Here is a 19273-nt window from a genome sequence, read left to right as displayed (position 1 = left end):
AGCCTCAGGCAGAGGCTTCGTAGGAGGGGTAAAAACAGAAGTACTGTCGCAACAGCTGCACAAACTCCAGATACTCTGCAGAAACCTGACACAATTGAAAACCGGAGTCATAACTGCCAGGTGTCTCGTCTTCGTGACACCAGAGGCACTTGGCGCTCACATCGATGGGCTGTCCGATATTGCCATTCGGCAGTTTCAGACACAGATCGAACCTCGCCCCCACCAGGATCGGCAGGCTGCTGATAAGCATCAGCCCCTCACCGGAGACATTCCCCAGACACCCCACCAGCTTGCCGGTATGACGATTGAAAACCTGCAGATAATCCTGCAGTTGATGGCGTTCGATTTTCCGCTCTTTATACATGGCAGGCTGCCTTCCGGGACCGGTGCTGCGACCACGCAACACTGTGTGTTCGTTGCGGATGTCGAATACGCTGCACGACAGAGGCTATCCAGGAAACAGTCTCGACCCGGAGCCCTGCAGCTCGTCCGCTTAATGACCTCAGACTAGCTCACAATTAGTCGAAATCCACCCGAACACAGCACCTTCCATTCAAACGAGGGTAATTATTTCGATACGGGAGCGTTTCGAACAGGTACAGGTATGGGTCTGGCAGGTTGAGCCCTGGGGTAAAGGCCTGTTTGTGCCAGCGTGTCGAGTCTGGCGCGTGCGCGGAAGGCGTATTCACTTTCCGGATACTGCGCCATCAGGAATTGATAGGTCTGTGCCGCATCGACATACAATTTCTGTCGCTCCAGGCACTGGCCGCGCAACATCGACACTTCCGGCTGGACATAACGGCGCGAGCGGCTCTGGCGTTCGACCTTGGAGAGATCGAGCATCACCCGATCACAGTCACCTTCCTGATAGGCACGGTAGGCGTGATCGAGGTTGGAATTCATCGCCCAGCGGGTGCAACCGCTGAGCGCAGTCAGTAATACAACAATCGTTACAATACGCATGGGACTCTCCTGTTCTCTGCCCTGTATCGGCGTCACGGCCTGTTTCTTCAGGCCAATAGAGCGCCGGTTGTCAGCCGATTGCCCTCCCTGACCCTGACACGGTAGTGCAAAGGAACAATGACTAAAGACCCAGACAGGAGTAGCCTCTCGCTGCGCTTCAATTAAGGAGTTTGTGCATGACCGTTCGCCGCACCAAAATCGTCGCCACACTTGGCCCTGCCAGCAACTCGCCGGAAGTCATCGAACAACTGATCCTTTCGGGTCTGGACGTTGCTCGTCTGAACTTCTCTCACGGTACTCCGGACGAGCACAAGGCTCGCGCCAGGCTGATCCGCGAAATCGCCGCCAGACACGGGCGCTTCGTCGCTCTGCTGGGCGACCTGCAGGGTCCGAAGATCCGTATCGCAAAGTTCACCGACAAGCGAATAGAGCTGAAGGTCGGTGACAAGTTCACCTTCTCCACTGCTCATCCGCTGACCAGTGGCAACCAGCAGATCGTGGGTATCGATTACCCGGATCTGGTCAAGGATTGCGGCGTAGGCGACGAGTTGCTGCTCGACGATGGTCGCGTGGTCATGCGCGTCGATACCCAGACCGCTGACGAACTGCACTGCACCGTGCTGATCGGTGGTCCGCTGTCCGACCACAAAGGCATCAACCGTCGTGGTGGTGGCCTGACGGCGCCAGCACTGACCGAAAAAGACAAGCAGGACATCAAGCTCGCTGCCGAGATGGACCTGGACTACCTGGCCGTTTCCTTCCCGCGCGACGCCGCCGACATGGAATACGCCCGCCAGTTGCGCGACGAATCCGGTGGTACGGCCTGGCTGGTGGCCAAGATCGAACGTGCCGAAGCCGTTGCCAACGACGAAGTGCTCGATGAACTGATCCGCGCCAGTGACGCGGTCATGGTCGCTCGTGGTGACCTGGGCGTCGAAATCGGTGATGCCGAACTGGTCGGCGTACAGAAACGCATCATCCTGCACGCCCGTCGCCACAACAAGGCAGTGATCGTCGCCACACAGATGATGGAGTCGATGATCTCCAGCCCGATGCCGACGCGTGCCGAAGTGTCCGACGTGGCCAACGCCGTGCTCGATTACACCGACGCTGTGATGCTGTCGGCTGAAAGTGCTGCAGGCTCCTACCCGATCGAAGCGGTTCAGGCCATGGCCCGTATCTGCATCGGTGCTGAAAAGCACCCGACCGGCAAGACTTCCAGCCACCGCATCGGTCACTCCTTCACCCGTTGTGACGAAAGCATCGCGCTGGCGGCCATGTACACCGCCAACCACTTCCCGGGTGTGAAGGCAATCATCGCACTGACCGAAAGCGGCTACACCCCGCTGATCATGTCGCGCATCCGCTCCTCGGTGCCGATCTACGCGTTCTCTCCGCACCGTGGTACTCAGGCGCGTGCTGCGATGTTCCGTGGCGTCTACACCGTGCCATTCGACCCGGCAGCGCTGCCGCCAGGTCAGGTCAGCCAGGCCGCAGTCGACGAACTGCTCAAGCGTGGTCTGGTCGAGCAAGGTGACTGGGTCATCCTCACCAAGGGCGACAGCTACCACACCATCGGCGGCACCAACGGCATGAAGATTCTGCACGTCGGCGACCCGTTGGTCTGATCGCAGCACACTGCAAGCCAAGGCCCCGTCTCGCAAGAGCCGGGGCCTTTTGCGTTGGGTCAGCCTTGCGAATTTTGTGATTATCGTGTCGAAGAACGAGAACTGTAACTGGCGTGCCTCTTATTCCCGCGCCACAAACACATCAGCCAGCAACTGATTACGCGGCAGCCCCGCCAGATAAAGGCGCTTGGCGAACATCTCCACGCTGTCGGCACTGCCACACACCAGCGCCATCGCGTGCCGCGACAACAGGCGCAGTTCGGCCAGGGTTGCCTGTAACGTCTGCGGAGTAACCAGCTGAACATGCAGCTGGGGGCAACGTTCAGCCAGGGCGTGCAGTTCATCGGCCAGATAGTGCTCCTGGCTGTCGCGGGCCAGGTGAATCACGCGTATCGCGCCTTGATGGTCCTGACGCAGAGCCTCGCGCAGGACGCCCCACAAGGGACCGAGCCCGGTGCCGGCGGCCAGCAGCAACAAGGGCTTCTCCTGCCAGTCCGGGTCGTAACGCAGCGCACCACCGCGCAACTCGCCGAGCCTCAGGGCATCACCGACCTGCAACTGGCGGGCAACGTCACGGAAGGCCCCGGGCTGCTGGCAATCGACATGAAACTCCAGAAACGCATCCTCACCGGGAAGGCTCGCCAGCGAGTAAGGCCGTGCAACACCGCTGTCAGTCCACAACACCTGGTGCTGCCCTGCGCTGTAGCGCAAAGGCCGCGCAGGCTCCAGACGCAAACGCAGCACCGACGCAGAGAGCCAGTCGCAGCCTGCCACTGTGGCAGGCAGACCATCCCGCTGGGGGTCGAACACCTCGACAGCCAGATCCCCCGCCACTCGGCACTGACAGGCAAGCCGCCAACCCTGCTGGCGCTTTTCGGCAGGCAACGCGTCGGGCAACGCGTCTTCAGGCTCGCCCTTTACGACGCGCACCAGGCACGCATGGCAACTGCCGGCACGACAGCTATAAGGGACCGGAATACCGGCATGGTTCAGGGCGTCGAGCAGATTGCTGGCCGATGTCACCGACCAGCTAAGCTCACCCACATGCAATTGAGGCATCAAAACGGCCTGCGCAGAAAATAACGGCGATTGTACAGACTGGCCTGTCGGGCGGGTTATACTGCCGCGCCTTTTTGCGCCCGCTATCGCCACCCTGACAGCTCTGGTTCAAGCCGCAGTTCCAGACTGCCGCCGATAGCGTAATTGAATGTTCCCGTCCTTACAGAGGAGCGCGCCGCATGACCGTGATCAAGCAAGACGACCTGATTCAGAGCGTTGCAGACGCACTGCAGTTCATTTCCTATTACCACCCCGTGGACTTCATCCAGGCCATGCACGAGGCGTATCTGCGTGAAGAGTCGCCTGCCGCTCGTGACTCCATCGCCCAGATCCTGATCAACTCGCGCATGTGCGCGACCGGTCATCGCCCGATCTGCCAGGACACCGGCATCGTCACGGTTTTCGTGCGCGTGGGGATGGATGTTCGCTGGGACGGCGCCACCATGGGCCTGGACGACATGATCAACGAAGGCGTGCGTCGCGCGTACAACCTGCCTGAAAACGTGCTGCGTGCCTCGATCCTTGCCGATCCGGCAGGCGCTCGCAAAAACACCAAGGACAACACCCCGGCCGTCATTCACTACTCCATCGTCCCGGGTAACACCGTGGAAGTGGACGTCGCGGCAAAAGGCGGCGGTTCGGAAAACAAATCGAAGATGGCGATGCTCAATCCTTCCGACTCGATCGTCGACTGGGTTCTGAAAACCGTTCCGACCATGGGCGCAGGCTGGTGCCCGCCAGGCATGCTCGGCATCGGTATCGGCGGCACCGCAGAAAAAGCCGCGGTCATGGCCAAGGAAGTGTTGATGGAGTCCATCGACATTCATGAACTGAAGGCCCGCGGCCCGCAGAATCGTATCGAAGAGATGCGTCTGGAGCTGTTCGAGAAGGTCAACCAGCTGGGCATTGGCGCTCAGGGCCTTGGCGGCCTGACCACCGTGCTCGACGTGAAGATCATGGATTACCCGACCCACGCCGCGTCGCTGCCGGTGTGCATGATCCCCAACTGCGCCGCCACCCGCCACGCGCACTTCGTGCTCGACGGCAGCGGCCCTGCTTCGCTGGAGGCGCCATCGCTGGACGCCTACCCGGAAATCGTCTGGGAAGCCGGCCCATCGGCCCGCCGCGTCAACCTCGATACCCTGACCCCGGAAGAAGTACAAAGCTGGAAACCGGGCGAAACCGTTTTGCTCAATGGCAAGATGCTCACCGGCCGCGACGCGGCGCACAAGCGCATGGTCGAAATGCTCAACCGGGGCGAAACCCTGCCGGTGGACCTCAAGGGTCGCTTCATCTACTACGTCGGCCCGGTTGATCCGGTACGCGAAGAAGTCGTCGGCCCGGCCGGCCCGACCACGGCCACCCGGATGGACAAGTTCACCCGGCAGATCCTCGACCAGACCGGCCTGCTGGGCATGATCGGCAAATCCGAACGCGGCCCGACCGCCATCGAAGCGATCCGTGACCACAAGGCCGTGTACCTGATGGCCGTTGGTGGTGCTGCCTATCTGGTGGCTCAGGCGATCAAGAAATCCCGCGTCGTGGCCTTCGCCGAGCTGGGCATGGAAGCGATCTACGAGTTCGAGGTCCAGGACATGCCGGTGACCGTGGCCGTAGACAGCAACGGTGAGTCCGTACACATCACCGGCCCGCAGATCTGGCAGAAGAAGATCAGCGACAGTCTGGCGGTGGAAGTGCAGTAAGCACCGGATAAAACCCGTCTCATTGAGGCGGGTTTTATCGTTTATGGTCAGCGCCAGGTTTGCGCCGCGCCGCTTTTTATATACCGATGCAGCGGCATCTTCCTGGCCATTTGGTCGGCAAACGTGAACGGCTGTCCTTGAAAGACGACGCCTTTCAGATTAGTAAAAAGCTCACCGTACGCTGTGTCCGAAGCGCGCAGTGTGTCTGTAAACAAGCCGGGGCCTACTACATTCGATAACGTTCGAACTCTTACTGCCGGGTTAGGATTCCAAAGCAGACTTAGACCTATACCGTTCATGCCCGTCGGATCCGGATAACTTCCACCCTCAACGGCTTCATCATATCGTTTCGCTCCTTCCCCCATCATGTCAAACAAGACGCCTGCACCTGAATGAGCGGCAAATGAGCTGTTATTGACCATAAAACTTTCAACAGAATTCTGCGGCTCCCAAGGGACATGAACAGGATCCAGCGTCGAAACCTCATCAGGTTCTGCAAACAGCGGATTATCCCCCAACGGCGTCATTCCGCCAGTCTCCGCACCTGCATAAACGTCATCGACATCTGAATAAATCCCACCCAACTCATGAACGGTATGCATACGTAAAACGTCTACCGCGAATGCGTAATTCTGCTTGTTTCTTCGGAAATCTTCATAGGCCGCATAAAGCGGCTTCTCCTTGAAGTTTTGAAAAACCTGGGAATCAGGAAGCAGAACCACTTCAGATCTCAGATCCTTTTCGATTTCCGAATAAGCTTCCGGCGTCCTCGTTTCCAGATGCAACTTCACTTTATACCCCCACGCCATTTCAACGGTTCTGTTGATATTGCTGACCTGAGCTCTCAAGGCATCCTTGTTTTCACCTATCCAGATCTGGTGAATAGTCTTTGGAACAGGCTCAGGTTGCTGGCCCTTCGCATCAACGTAAACAAGCGGATTGTTTCTGACCATCCTGTACAGATTCAACCCATCCACATCCCCCGCCGGGTCCGGATTGATCCACCTTTGCAACCACGGCGCGTAATACCTGAACCCGTAATAATAAAGCCCGCTGGCATCGCGTTCTTTACCCGAGTAACGAACTGTTTTGTACCTGGCCTCCACTGCACTGCGCGCCGCCCACCAGGCGGTGCCGCCAAACGGATAATAACTTTCCTGGCTGATCAGGCCGCCTTGCTGATCAAGCTCCAGCGTGCTCGAGCCCAGATGATCACCCAGGCTGTAACGCACCTGATCGTTCGCAATGGCGCCTGGTTTTCCGGCTTCCCAGTGCAACACCCGCACACTGTTGCGACCCGCCTGAGTGGTAACGACGTGAAGGGTTTCGCCATCGGCCGTGGTGCGAATTTCCAGCCCCGGCAGGTAGCGCACTTCGTTGATCAACGTGCGACCTGATGCCTGAGCAGTGCTGATCTTGCGACAACGCTGACCCTGCCCATCGTAGATATAACGCTCTTCATCGTTCGGCTGGTCTTCACGTTGCACGGTGGTGATGTGCTGCAACTGATTACGCGCATCCCAGCCCATGACCTGGCCACGCACTAGCTGCAGCAGGTTGCCGTTTGCGTCAAAACCGGCAGCGAAATCCACATCGCCTTCGTCGTCGGGCAAGCTGCGATTGCTGTCGGCATCAACGTGCATGTTGCGGGTGAAGTTGTGCGCGCCCTCGTGGCGCATTTGCAGCAGATTACCCGCAGCGTCGTAGCGGTAACGCTGTGTGTAGTTGCTGACCTGACAAGGATCATCCGTCGGCAGAGATTGCAGGCCCGGCAACGCCGGGCCATGGCTGGCACCGTTTCGGACTTCACGGCCGCTGGCTTCGATCAGCTGATACAGCGTGTCGTACTCGAAGCAACTGATCGGCTCGGCGAGCTGGTTGTTGCAATAACGGTCTGGTTGGGACGCATCGTTGACCACCAGAACATTACCGACCGGGTCATAGCTGTAAATCAGCTTTTGCAATAGCGCGCCATCCGCCGCCATCGCGCTGAGTGCAGCGAGCCGGCTGTCCTGCGGATCATATTGGAAGTGACTGACAACACCATTGCCGGCCGTTTCCTGCTCGACCTGGTCAAGCGCGTTGTAATGAATTTCACCGACCAGCGTTTGCGGTGGTGAGGCACCGGCCAATGTCAGTTCAGCCGCTTTCAACTGCCCAGCGACGGTCAGGCCAAAGGCCTGTGTATTGCCCATGGCATCGGTCTGCCAGATCGCTTCGCCCAGCGCATTGACCCCACAGCGGGTTTGCAGCCCGACAGGCTCAAGCAATGCATCGCGCTCTGCTTCGCCCAGCGGCCAGTCCGGACTTTCAGGCGCTTGCAAAAAATGCCGTTCCTCACCCAGCGCAGCGCCAGGCAGGCCGTAATCATGCAGCAAACGCGAGCCTGCCGTATCGTCATGGCGAATCAGTTGATTGCATTGGTTATGCTCAGCGGCGTCGGCGCCACCGTAGGCCAGACGTTCCAAGACAAGCCCCTGCTCTGTCACAGAGACCGGGCGCAGCGAACTGTCGTATTCCATCAAGCGCTGCGTGCCTCGCCCGTCCCGGCTTTCAAGCAACTGCCCGGCCTCGCCCATCAGGTTCAGTCGCCAACCCGAGTCGACGCTTTCACTCAGCAAAGCTGCTCCGGACAGACTGAACCTGACCACCCGGTTTGCCGGGGTCTGCGTTTCGGTTTCCGAGCGACTGAACAGACGCGGATCACGACCGACAACCGGACGCCCTGCCCGGTCATAGCGCTGATGGGTCACCCGCGCGGCAAGAGGCTGCCCGGCCACAGTTCGACAGAACTGCACGCTACGCACAACCAGCGCACGCGGATCAATGACCACCAGTAGCGGCGTATTGCTGTGCACAATCGAGCTCATTACCTTCATCCATGAAAGTTTGATATGACCTTATTCCCGGCGATGGGAGTGCCGCAATAAAACTGTCAGCCTTGCCCATGCCGGATGTGCAGTTGGCATGGAAAGCCCACTGCCAGCATTATATCAATGCACCCCAGCTTCTCAGACGGCCTTTCACAGCCGACTCCGCAAGCATGAAACTTAACATTGCCAAGCTGTCTGCATTGTTCATCAATAGATTGGTGCGTACTTCAGGATCGCTCAAACGCTCGACTTTCAGGTCCTGCATGCTCTTGACCTTGAAAAGTCCCATGGCTCTCTCGGCACCTAGCACATTCTTTTGCATCATGCGCTCGACGCTTTGAAACATGTGCGGATTTTTGTAACCATAAGAATATTCTATCGCCGACTGAAGCCCGCCCTCAAGGTGCGTCAGGTAGCGCTCCTCACTTATAGCGGCTGCGTTTTCATCCCGTAAGCCGGGAGCCAGGTACCCGAAATCAAGAATTTCGTTGTTGCGGACGATGTGGGACACTTCATGCCCCAGTGTGATTGATGTACCCGCCACATGACGCGTTAAAAAGTCTTCTACTATAAATATGCGTTTATGCTGATCTTCGAGGTCAATAAATGCATCCGTCCCTGGATAGTTTTTCATCACAGCAATCTGATTGTACTGCTCCCCTCCTTCATCATATTCTTTCAGCATGGCCGCCGTTGCAGTGTATGTTTCAACCACCTCGCCAAGCCTCTCCTTGGCGCTGTCCCCCAACACATAACTCACCAGCATTTCAGGCATGCCCGCCAACGCCGGAGCGGCGAGAATTGTCGAGCTTTCATCCCAGGCAAGGTGACCGAGCTCGAAAGCCTTGTCCAGATAATTACTTTCAGTGTCTGGAAGCCTTGATATTTCGCTTCTACCACGTGCAAGGATGCTGGTATCAAGCAATACGTCACGCTCGACACTGTCTCGCCGTCCACGATAGTCGCCGGCGAGCCCAGAGGGGTCCACGCAAGCTGCCGGATTATTCCGAACCATTGCATAAAGATTCAACCCATCCACAGCCCCCGCCGGGTCCGGATTGATCCACCGCTGCAACCACGGCGCGTAATACCTGAAACCGTAGTAATAAAGCCCACTGGCATCGCGCTCTTTACCCGAGTACCGAACTGTTTTGTACTTGGCGTCCACTGCACTGCGCGCCGCCCACCAGGCCGTACCGCCGAACGGATAATAACTTTCCTGGCTGATCAGGCCGCCTTGCTGATCAAGCTCCAGCGTGCTTGAGCCCAGATGATCACCCAGGCTGTAGCGCACCTGGTCGTTCGCAATGGCATCTGGTTTTCCCGCTTCCCAGTGCAGCACCCGCACGTTGTTGCGATCCGCCTGAGCGATAACGACGTGGAGAATTTCTCCACTCGCCGTGGTCCGGATTTCCAGCCCCGGCAGGTAGCGCACTTCGTTGCTCAGCGTGCGACCTGATGCCTGCGCGGTGCTGATCTTGCGGCAACGCTGACCCTGGCCGTCATAGACATAGCGTTCGTCATCGTTCGCCCCGTCTTCACGTTGCACAGTGGTGATGTGCTGCAACTGGTTACGCACATCCCAACCCATAACCTGACCACGCACCAGTTGCAGCAGGTTGCCGTTGGCATCAAAACTCGTGGCGAAATCCACATCCTCGTCATCGTCGGGCAGGCTGCGATTGCTGTCCGGTGCAACGTGCATGTTGCGGGTGAAGTTGTGTGCGCCTTCGTGGCGCATTTGCAGCAGGTTACCCGCAGGGTCGTAGCTGTAATGCTGTCTGTAGTTGCTGACCTGGCAAGGATCGAGCGTCGGGACAGGTTGCAGACCGGGCAGCGCCGGACCATGACTGGCACCGTTTCTGACCTCACGACCCGTGGCTTCGATCAACTGATACAACGTGTCGTAACAGTAGCGGTTTATCGGCTCGATACGCTGATTGCCGCAATACCGGTCTGGTTGCGAGGCATCGTTGATGAGTAGAACGTTACCTGCCGGGTCATAGCTGTAATTCAGTTTTTGCAGCACTGAGCCGTCAGCAGATAGCGCACTGAGTTCAATCAGCCGACCGTCTTGTCGATCATACACATAGCGGCTGACCACGCCATTTCCTGCCGTCTCCTGCTCGACCTGGTTGAATGCGTCATAGTCAATTGCACTGACCAGCGTTTGCGGCTGTTCCGTATTGGTCAGGGTCAGTTCAACAGCGTGCAGTTGCCCCGCCGCACCGTAACTGAAACGCTGGACGTTACCGTTGGCGTCAGTCTGCGCCAGCGCTTCGCCCTGCGCGTTGAAAGCCCGGCGTGTCTGCAGGCCGACGGGCTCCAGCAGTGCATCACGATCAGGTTCGGCAAGTGGCCAGTCCGGGCGGTCAGGCGACTGCAGGAAATACCGTTCCTCACTCAGAACCCCACCCGACAGTCCATAGTCCGGCAGCAAGCGCGAGCCTGCCGTATCGTCATGGCGAATCAGTTGATTGCACTGGTTACGCTCAGCAGTGGCGGGCCCGCCATAAGTGAAGCGCTCGGTCATTCGGCCTGATTCGTTGATCGCCAAAGGGCGCAATTGCGCGTCGTATTCGATCTGGCGCGGGTTGTCACGTCCGTCCCAGCTGTCGACTAACTGCCCCGCTTCGCCATTGAGGCTCACCCGCCAACCTGAGTCGACACTTTTCGATAGCAGCAAAGCCCCGGACAAACTGACGATTTGCATCAGGTTCACAGGCGCACAGACACCGTATTTCAAACGACTGGCAAAACGTGGATCGCGACTGGCGATCAGTCGCCCGGCCTTGTCGAAATATTGCTGCGTCACCCTGGCTTCAACAGGCTGATCATCAGCGCCACGATAGAACTGCACACTGCGTACCGGCAGGGCCCGTGAATCGCTGACCGCCAATTGCGGCGTATTGGTGTGCATGATCGAGTTCATCCTTGAAACCTCTATCCGCCGTTAGTGACGCCCTTCAACCATAACAGCAGACAAACGGAAGCACGCGGCTTGGTCAAGAACCAATAGGCATAAACTTTGGGTGGTCAATCGCCAATGAATATACCTTCAGCGGCGGGCGCTAATGCTTTGTTTTTATAGGAAATGCTTGGTGTTGCTGATGGTTGACTGACACTTTTGTCAGCTAGACGCGAGCGCCATGGTAAACAAGGCTGTGTCATGACCACTGGAGCGCCGGACATGACCGAGCAACCCTTCTCCCTTCTACGCAACCTGGCCCGAACCGGGAACGACACGCACGAACATGGCGATGACACGTTACCGTTCATCAACGCGATGGAAAAACTGAACATCCATTCAGTGTTCGATATCGTACGGCGCTCCAAAAGCGCTTTTGTTCACGAACTCTCACGTATCAGTGATGCTGATGCAGCGCTCGCCTATGAAAACGCTCGCTGTTACGCCACCCAGATCGTGCGCCTGTATCGCAATCAACTGCTGTCTTCAGGCCGGCCCCAGCCAGTGACACGGCGCACCGGCGTGCGTTCACTGGTAGACATCGGGCCCAGCTTCCCCAATCTTTTCAAGGAAAACTGGGATCTGTTTTGCAAGGTGGGTGCGATAGAAGCAAAAGATTCGCCCGTGGCGTACCTGACGTCCTTGTACCGGTTTGCTCTGGAACAGCTGGAAGGCAGCGTCGCGGAGGACAGCCGAATCAAACTCCATGACCGACGGCCTGATCTCAAAGGTCTGTTGATCGACCAACAAAGCACCTTCACGCCAGTGCCTACGCTGCACATCGTCAATCAGGTGTTAAGTAAAGCCATCAATGCCTACGTGGACACAGTGCCTGAGGACAAGGGCAAGTCTATTTACCAATTGGTGGCCGAGAAACAACACCCGTTTCAGTTTCCTTACAACTTCCACTTTCAACAGATCAGCCTCGGGCTTGCCGGGAAGAAGCCAATGTTAGGCGAGCTGAATTACTGCGTCAGCCTTGAACTTCCAACCACTTCCAGGTACGGCAGTGACTATGGAAAAGTGCAGCACTCCAGTGCCATCGCACAGGTGCTGATGAGCGGAGCAGGCCCAGAGCAACAGGCAATCGTGATTGAACCTGCCTTATCCAGTCTGGCAAACGCAGACACGTCAGCAGACCTGACCCGTCAGTTCTTCAAAACGAAATACAACGTCGATTACGTCGACGACGCCAGCAATCCTTTGAATAATCTGAACGTCTTCCTGGAGAAGACGGGTCTGGACAGTGACGGAGTCGAAGCCCTGCTTGCCATAGGCAGCCACACGGCCTATGCCTCTCCCAACATCCGTGCAGCGGGAAACACCGCAGATGAAGACTCCCCACTCGATGCGAGCCTGACAGCAATCAAGGCCCGATTCGGAGCTGGCTACGTCAATGGCCCGACCACTCAGCCGGCAATGGCTCTGAACAAGGATGCGTACGGCACTGAGCGGCTGGTAAACACCAGCGTGGACCGCTTCGACCGTCTGCAACGCATGATCCGTCTGCAGCGCTGGACGGGCATTCCGTTTACAGCGCTGGACACGTTGGTCATGGCGGTCATTCGCTCCGAAGGCGCCGTGAACCTGCAGATGGTGCTGACGGTAAATACGCTACGCGCACTGGGAACCTATCGGTATCTGAACAAACGTTACGGCCTCGCGCCTGATGAGTTTGCAGCCTTTGTTCACCTGATGCCCGGCGAGGCAAACGACGGACGCTTGCCGATGTTCGACCGGGTATTCAACAACCCGGCATTGTTCGATACTCCGCTGGTGCTGGAGGGGTCGATTCTCGACCTCGATCAGGACAGTAGCCAGCACGTCAAGACTCGCGCTCAGTTGAGCCGAGCCCTGCAGTTATCCAGCACTCATGAAGGCTTGAGGCAGCTGGCCGTCGATGTTCGCGAACTGATTGGCAACGCGCCCACTGACTTCAGACTCAATTTGAGCATGATTTCTTCGCTGTACCGCCAAGCCCGCATTGCTTCGATGTTCCGTCTGACCGCAGCAGAATGCCGGGCATTGATCGACCTGCTGGGCACTCTGTCTTTTCGGAAAAAGGTGGTCTCAGGTCAACTCGACGACACCGAACCGGACGTGCTCGATATCCTGATGCAACTGGACTGGGCAGTCACGTGGCTCAAAGCGTCTGACCGAGACATCGCTGCACTGCGACGTCAGCTAGGCTGGGGCATCACCGAAACAATAGTCACGCAGGAACTGACTGTTCAACTTGAGCAATTAACCAACGATGCGCGCCAGGCTGTACTGAAGAGAGACCAGCTGGCATCCCTTGACTTGCCAAGCAAGGATGACCAAAACAACACCATCAATTGGTGGACTATCCTCGATTACGACCTGATCGACGGATTAGGGCTGGTCACGACTCAGCCGCTGCACGAGGAACCCGCGGTCAGCATCCGCCGCACCCTGCGTGAACGCTTGTCCTCCATAGCCATCGCGGAACCCCTTGCAAGCGAAGTCGAAGCCAGACTTGAAACGTTCGTATTGAACGGCTACCGGAGTCAACATCGGCTGGTGGAAGGGCTGTTGCTGACCCTCACCGGTTTGCCGCCGGACCGTTGCGAGCCGGTGATACGCTGGGCAGGCAGCGATGCAGGCAAGTTTCTCGGTGCGTTACTTTGGGATGATGGCGCCATTCAGAAGGTCTCGACGCTGATTCGCTATTCAGAAGTCAGCCAGCAACTGGGGCTGAGCGCCCGGGCATTACGCACATTTTTAATCAGTCCACGCTGGCTGCATGCAGACTTTGGCTTCCTGCTTCCCCTTTCAATGAACAGTCTGTATTTGCTCGACCGTTACCGCAACTGGCGCGACAACTGCGGTTACCCGGAAGAAACGCTGCTCGATTATTTCAAGCAAGCCAATGACACGCATCGAGACAATACCCAATGTGCTGCGCGGCTGGCATCACTGACAGGCTGGACGTCATCTGAAGTGCTGGCCGCAAACGCATTGCTGACCGGGTCAGATCGTATCGCTTCCAGCATGCACGAGGTGGACTGGTTGAGCCGGATGCACAGCGCCAGTGATGTCACCGGCCTTTCGGCAAGACAATTACTGTCGGCTACTGACCTGACAGCGACCAGCACTGCCTCGCACTGGAAGTCAGCAGGCGAAGCCGTGATAGCCGCCAACCGTTAAGTCGTGAGCATTAACCTGTTCAATGCCATGGAGGCCTGATCATGTCCGATACCCTTGAAAGCCGGCTCAACGAATCCTTTCGCGATGCGCTGGTGGCGTACTATCTGGGTGAGGTCGTACCCAACGACCCTATGCTGAAGCGCCTGGGCCTGGACCAGCGCTTGAAAACAGCCAACGACCTGTACGAGTTTTTTCTGCTCGACAATCAGGTCGGCAATGAAGTCCAGACCAGCTATGTCGCATCGGCAATGAGCAGCCTGCAACAGCTCATCAATGGCACGTTACTGGGCATGGAGCCCGGCTATGAAACACTGCTGCCGACCGAAGCGCGCTTTGTCGAGTGGCGTGAACGCAGCAGTCAATACCCGATCTGGGCGGCCAATATGCAATTGGCACTGTATCCGGAAATCTATATTTCTCCGGCATTGCGCTTGAAGAAGTCCGGCTACTTCACGCAACTGGAAAACGACATCAATCAGAACAGGATCAATATCGACACGGCGCAAGATGCGGTAAAAGCCTACCTGGCCAGCTTTGAAGAAGTCGCCAACCTGACCATCATCAACGGCTACATCGACAGTGATCGATTTGCGCAAGGCAAGTACTACTTTATCGGCACGTCGCGCGCCGAGAATATTTATTACTGGCGCACGGTGGACATGAATGAGCGTGCCTACCAGGAAGGCACTGAAGGGCCGAAGTTCGATAATCCGACACCCGGTGCCTGGTCCGACTGGAAGCGCGCCGAGATCGGCATCAATGCCAATACGCTGGAAAGAACCATTCGCCCGGTGTATTTCAACAATCGGTTGTTTGTGGCGTGGGTGGACCTGGTTCACGTGACAGAACAGGTAGCGGTCACGCTGCCCGAAGGTACAGTCAAGCCAGCTGCCGATGGCAGTATCCCCATCACCCCACCGGCTGACATCGCGCCCTTGACGGTGGTCACACCCAATGTGCGTCTGGTATTCAATATTTCCTATAAAAAATACGACGACTCCTGGAGTGCGCCACACATCTACATGGACGTGACCACACCCAATGTCGTCACCCGGGCAGGCAAGGCAGTCAACCTTGAAAACGACCTGAACAGTATTGCGATCTTCGATGTATCGGCATCCCCGGAATCGCTGTTTATCGCGATGTATGCGGGTGAAACGCTAGCGCCTGGTGACACCGATGGCTCAACATCGACCTATGCTTTTCTGCACACGGCCTTTATCGACAAGAATTTCAACAAAACGCCAGCTTTTCCAGTTGCGAACTACGTAGACGCCGTTTCCGACAAGGCAGACCTGGGTCCGGAGCAGCCCCGCGTGCGCAAGACCTGTTGGGCATTTGCTTTAAAGAACAAGGGGAATTTTCAGTTTACGTGGAGCTTGTATATCAGGCTAAAACCATCCCTGACAACATCTCCAAACACTGGCGATACCTGGTGGGACTACCAAGACCATCAGGAAGCAATAGCCCAAATGACCGGTACCTATGCACCCCGCCTGGACCTTGAAAACGCCACAATAAAATTAAGCACTGCAATAACCAAGGACATCCTCATTAAGGGTACGACTAAAACCACACTCGTATTGACTGAGCCCGCCAGCCAGTGGACGTTTGAGTTCATAACGACACCCCACGATCTCGACCTCGACCAGAACAGCTTTATATTACAGAACGGATCAAACTTAAAAATCGAATCAACCGGAGGCTATTGGGGCGATCTGTCGCTGAACCTGTATAGCGCCGTAGACGCCCTTCCCTCAAGCACCGCGTTCCTTCGCAACCAACACAATAGTTATTACCGCATAGAACGATATACCACCAATTGGAACCTTATAGACGGCAAACTGAAGGTGGGCGCTTTCGAGCTAATGTCGTTGGCAGCAACCGACCCGGAGGTCGTATCCTCGGTACTCATAGCACTTATACAAGGCGAAACTTCATATAACCTGTATCCCTCTGTACACGTAGGGCCTCACTACACTGAGGCGCTTTCTTTCGCTCAATGGTTCAGTTACCCATTGGATATGAACGTCCCCCACAACAACTCGCAAAAGCACCTGACCGCACGACCTCCGACCAGCAGTATTACGGCACCGAGCCATTACGAAACAACCATTACCTTCGATAAATCCACGCTTCTGCCAAATCTTCCGCAAACCCAATTCATCAGCGGCTCGAAAAAGTTTTATATCACTCACGGCATCGGCGTCAACTCGGTTAATCCCCCGGTCTGGGTCGGCAACGCCCTCAAATCCACAGAAATAGAACTGGAGTGGGCAACCGCTGATGGGGGCGACCCTATCGCGCCCAAAATCAGCAAACGCATAAGCGCCATTCTGGGCATCGCCGAATACATCGATTTCTCCGCCTCCAGCATTCGGTTCAGCGACAACTCGACCACCGACACCCGCGACCCCATTCGCATGAACACGCTGTTTGCCCGCGAGCTGATCAACAAGGCCAACATTGCGCTCGAAGCCTTGTTGTCCTGGGACACCCAGCAGCTACAGGAACCGCCCATCGGTGATGACGCCATCGCTGACCTGATGGACTTCAAAGGCGCCAACGGCCTTTACTTCTGGGAGCTGTTTCTGCATCTGCCTTTCATGATCTCCCATCGCCTCAACCTGGAACAACGCTTCACCGATGCCGAACGCTGGCTCGGGTTCATCTTCGACCCGGGCCGTAAAAAAACCAGCGACGCACCGGCTTACTGGAACGTTCGACCTCTGGTTGAAGTACCTGATCCGGATTACTTTCTGCGCGCCCCGATCGACCCGGACGGCATCGCGGCAAGTGACCCGGTGCGCTATCAGAAAGCGGTGTATTTCCATTACATCAAGAACCTGATCGACCGGGGCGACATGGCCTATCGGCAACTGACGCCCGACAGTCTGGGCGAAGCCAAGCTCTGGTATGTGCGTATTCTCGATCTGCTCGGGCCGCGCCCGGATGTGAAACTGATCAGCCAATGGACGCCTGTGACGTTGGGCGATCTGGCAACGTCCAGCAGTCCGGGGCTGCGGGCTTTCGAGCAGCAGCTTGTCGAGCAGGAGCAACAGGTACGTACCAGCGCCGCCGTCAACGACGGCAAAGCCACTGTCAGTTTCAGCCAACCGTCCCTGCGCCTGAGCACCTTCGGCAACGACCCGACATTGAACGAGGAAGACAGCGATCACTTCATCCTCCCGATGAATTCGGAGCTGGTCAAATATTGGGACATGCTTGAGTCGCGCCTGTACAACCTGCGCCACAACATGACGCTGGACGGCAAGCCACTCTCCCTGCCGCTGTTCGCTGCACCGCTGGACCCAAGGGCACTGCTCGCGGCCTACGCCAATGGCGCGACCGATGGTGGTGCTGGCAGCCTGCTGGCTCAGGAAACACCGCACTATCGCTACCCGGTCATGTTCGCCAAAGCCAGCGCGGCGGTGGAAACCCTGATCCAGTTTGGCTTCACCCTGCTGTCGATCATCGAGCGCAAAGAGCAAGGGCAGTTGATGGAGCTGCAACAGCAGCAGGTTTGGGAGTTCGCGCAGTACGCCATTGACCTGCAACTTGAGGCGCAAAAAGTCGAAGTTCAGGCACGCAAGGCATTGGAGGCCAGCAAGGCCGTGATTGATGCCCGAGCCGGTTTTTACGGCCAACTGGCGGCTGAAAATGTCAGTGCAGTGGAGATCGCAGCGGGTGCCGCCAAACTTGTTTCACGGATTGCCGAAAGCGCTGCCAGTGCGGCCAGCATCGTGGCTTCAGCCATGAAAGTAGCCCCTAATCACGCCGGTATTCATGCCGGTGCAACCGGCGGTATGGCCGTTGGTGCCGCAGCCGGAGGTGCAGTAGGCGGCTTCAGGCTGGAAGGCGTACCGGAAATGGTTGCAACTGGCGCTCATGCGTTCGCCGCGCGATCTGCGGCTGTCAGTGATGCACTGGAGCGCACGGAAATGTTCCGTCGGCGCCTCCAGGAATGGGAACACGCGCGCGATCAGGCCTTGCTTGAATCTGAACAGATCACCTTGCAACTGGCTGTCCACGACGCCCAGACCCGCGTTACCGCCTTGCAACTTCGTCAGGCTCAGGAAGCCAAAAAACAGGCCGAGACCGTCTACGCATTTCTCAACAAGCGCTTCACCAACAGCCAGCTCTATCAATGGCTCAATGGGCAGTTCTCGACCTTCTACTACCAGGCCTATGACGCAACATTCTCACTGTGCCTGGCGACGCAAGCCTGCTGGCAGTATGAAATTGCCGACTACTCGGCCTCCTTCATCCAGCCCGCGGCCTGGAAAGACGCGTGGCGCGGCCTGGCTGCTGGCGAGGCCCTGAAACTGAATTTGCTGCGCATGGATGCAGCCTACATGGCCCGCAACGAACGCAAAATGGAGATCGTCAAGACGGTTTCGGTGCGCCAGCTGCCAATAACCGAGGGAGATGCTGCCGGGATCAATCACGGCTGGGATGCAGTGGTCGAGCGCCTGGCGCAAGACGGGATTGCCGAGTTCGAAATCACCCGAGCCATGCTTGACGACGATTACCCGGGCCACTATCTGCGTCGTATCAGACGCATCAGTGTGTCGTTGCCCGTCACGGTCGGGCCTTATCAGGACATCCGCGCCACCCTGACCCAGTCGTACAGCGCGGTGCAGATGGACGCACAGCCTAACGCGCCGCTCAAGGAAAACATGCGCGCCAGCCAGCAGATCGCCTTGTCTACCGGCGTGGACGATGACGGCCTGTTCGTTTTCAACTTCGACGATGAGCGTTATCTGCCGTTTGAGGGCACCGGTGCGATCTCTCGCTGGACCCTGAGCTTTTCCAACCCGGCATCGCAGCGCGACATGATCGACTCGATCACCGACATCATCGTGCACATGCGCTACACGGCGAAAAGTCGTTAACCGACAGGGAGCAAGC

Annotated in this window: 9 protein-coding genes; 4 read left to right on the top strand and 5 right to left on the bottom strand. The window is 57.2% G+C overall.

Features of this window, described 5'->3' with window-relative positions; genetic code table 11:
- Positions 1-4 precede the first annotated feature (4 nt).
- Both QRN50_RS11335 and QRN50_RS11330 read right to left on the bottom strand, forming a co-directional pair.
- Positions 5-364, bottom strand: coding sequence for a PilZ domain-containing protein (locus QRN50_RS11335; RefSeq protein ID WP_003406342.1), 360 nt, complete (start codon positions 362-364; stop codon positions 5-7).
- Positions 365-567: 203 nt separating this feature from the next.
- A complete protein-coding gene (locus QRN50_RS11330; RefSeq protein WP_003345370.1) occupies positions 568-963 on the bottom strand; it encodes a tetratricopeptide repeat protein in 396 nt (131 codons plus the stop codon).
- A 176-nt stretch (positions 964-1139) separates the two neighbouring features.
- Here QRN50_RS11330 and pyk point away from each other — a divergent pair, with 176 nt between their 5' ends.
- On the top strand, positions 1140-2591 hold the full coding sequence (pyk, locus tag QRN50_RS11325; RefSeq protein WP_003363893.1) for a pyruvate kinase: 1452 nt from the start codon (positions 1140-1142) through the stop codon (positions 2589-2591).
- Between the two features lie 120 nt (positions 2592-2711).
- On the opposite strand, the gene QRN50_RS11320 is transcribed toward pyk, so the two are convergent.
- Entirely contained in the window at positions 2712-3650 is a 939-nt protein-coding gene (locus QRN50_RS11320) for an iron-sulfur-binding ferredoxin reductase (RefSeq protein ID WP_024641834.1), read from the bottom strand.
- Positions 3651-3829: 179 nt separating this feature from the next.
- Between QRN50_RS11320 and QRN50_RS11315 the strand changes: the two genes are divergently transcribed.
- Positions 3830-5353 (top strand): fumarate hydratase, encoded by a 1524-nt coding sequence (locus tag QRN50_RS11315; RefSeq protein ID WP_003406346.1) that lies wholly within the window; start codon positions 3830-3832, stop codon positions 5351-5353.
- A 47-nt stretch (positions 5354-5400) separates the two neighbouring features.
- On the opposite strand, the gene QRN50_RS11310 is transcribed toward QRN50_RS11315, so the two are convergent.
- Together QRN50_RS11310 and QRN50_RS11305 are read right to left on the bottom strand one after the other, a co-directional pair.
- On the bottom strand, positions 5401-8223 hold the full coding sequence (locus QRN50_RS11310; protein ID WP_058823339.1) for an RHS repeat-associated core domain-containing protein: 2823 nt from the start codon (positions 8221-8223) through the stop codon (positions 5401-5403).
- A gap of 118 nt (positions 8224-8341) precedes the next feature.
- A complete protein-coding gene (locus QRN50_RS11305; RefSeq protein ID WP_060406354.1) occupies positions 8342-11158 on the bottom strand; it encodes an RHS repeat-associated core domain-containing protein in 2817 nt (938 codons plus the stop codon).
- Between the two features lie 237 nt (positions 11159-11395).
- Here QRN50_RS11305 and QRN50_RS11300 point away from each other — a divergent pair, with 237 nt between their 5' ends.
- Together QRN50_RS11300 and QRN50_RS11295 are read left to right on the top strand one after the other, a co-directional pair.
- On the top strand, positions 11396-14362 hold the full coding sequence (locus QRN50_RS11300; protein ID WP_239691410.1) for a Tc toxin subunit A: 2967 nt from the start codon (positions 11396-11398) through the stop codon (positions 14360-14362).
- A 41-nt stretch (positions 14363-14403) separates the two neighbouring features.
- Positions 14404-19257, top strand: a complete 4854-nt coding sequence (locus tag QRN50_RS11295; RefSeq protein ID WP_096126725.1) for a Tc toxin subunit A-related protein — start codon at positions 14404-14406, stop codon at positions 19255-19257.
- Positions 19258-19273: the final 16 nt, after the last annotated feature.

The organism is Pseudomonas sp. MEJ108 (genome assembly GCF_030208985.1).
In the GTDB taxonomy this organism is placed as follows: Bacteria; Pseudomonadota; Gammaproteobacteria; order Pseudomonadales; family Pseudomonadaceae; genus Aquipseudomonas; species Aquipseudomonas fragariae.
Note: the sequence above shows the minus strand (reverse complement) of the source record. Positions and strands in the feature narration are given on the sequence as shown.